Origin of the sequence: Bacteroides sp. 1_1_30 (assembly GCF_020982715.1) — a bacterium.
In the GTDB taxonomy this organism is placed as follows: domain Bacteria; phylum Bacteroidota; class Bacteroidia; order Bacteroidales; family Bacteroidaceae; genus Bacteroides; species Bacteroides xylanisolvens.
Window position 1 is genome coordinate 1 of sequence record NZ_JAJKHN010000233.1, and the last position, 924, is coordinate 924.

Below are 924 nucleotides of genomic sequence, written 5' to 3' on the forward strand. Positions count from 1 at the left end.
ACCGAACCGGTGTTCCACTATTTCATCAGCCTGTACAACAAGCTGGAGGAGAAATGCGGTGTCGTGTTCTTGAGTACTGATTATATCGCCAAACGCATCAGTAACGGCCTGCGCTACCAGAAGCCCGGTTACAAGGAGTTCTACAGCCGTATAGGTCGGAAGTTCTATGAACTGGAACCCACGGATGTGAATGACGTGTTCGCGATCTGTTCCGCCAATGGAGTGACCGACAAGAGGGATATTGACAATGTGATAAAGGAGGCCTCGACATGTGACTTTGATTTGCGCCGTGTGAGGAAGTCCATTCACAAGGTAAAACGCATGACGGGGGAATGATTCCCGTTCAAATACCGTTCAAACGTAATTTTAAGGATATGGAAAACAAATTTGAATACCTGAGAATCGACGGCCGCGACCAGCTTCCCGCTCCCTGGAGCGATTATCCCGTTCTGACGGAATACGAGACTGTGGCCGTTTACCGGAATGGTCGCGACTACCTGGACGCCCTTGTGGGGCAGCAGGACGGCTGGTGGACCTCCGGCGTTCACATGGAGGTGGACGGTTCCGGCGGCGGTTTCAACCCGGGACGTAAATGGGGCCAGTTCTCCACCCGTGAGAACGCCCTTCTGTGGGCACTCGGCTGGATGCTCAGCCACGAGAAGCTGCAGGGTGCCGCACGGCAGGCCGTGCTTGGCCGAATTGACAATATCCGACAACTTAAACTGTTCTGACCATGGAAGAAGAGAAAAAGGATAATAAAAAGACCGGCATGAAACGTGCCTTGAATGTCAGGGACATCCTGAACAAGAAGTATGACGTGTTCCCTTTCGAGGGGAAATGGAAGGACGCCTTCGACACTCCGGAAGTCCGGGGCTGCTGGTTCGTGTGGGGCAACAGCGGCAACGGGAAGACCTCTTTCGTGAT

1 protein-coding gene and 2 pseudogenes are annotated in these 924 nt (G+C 53.2%); all 3 read left to right on the top strand.

Going from position 1 to position 924, the window contains the following annotated elements; genetic code table 11:
• Positions 1-336 (top strand): annotated as a pseudogene (locus LPH68_RS26420) (ATP-binding protein); the annotation flags it as partial.
• Complete coding sequence (locus tag LPH68_RS26425; RefSeq protein WP_149949477.1) at positions 333-731, top strand: hypothetical protein; 399 nt, start codon at positions 333-335, stop codon at positions 729-731. The pseudogene LPH68_RS26420 and the gene LPH68_RS26425, both read left to right, overlap by 4 nt.
• A gap of 2 nt (positions 732-733) precedes the next feature.
• A pseudogene (locus LPH68_RS26430) lies at positions 734-924 on the top strand (hypothetical protein); the annotation flags it as partial.

Bases quoted from the DNA above. Each gene is read 5' to 3' on its own strand.
- LPH68_RS26425 (WP_149949477.1), top strand. From the start codon at position 333: ATGATTCCCGTTCAAATACCGTTCAAACGTAATTTTAAGGATATGGAA.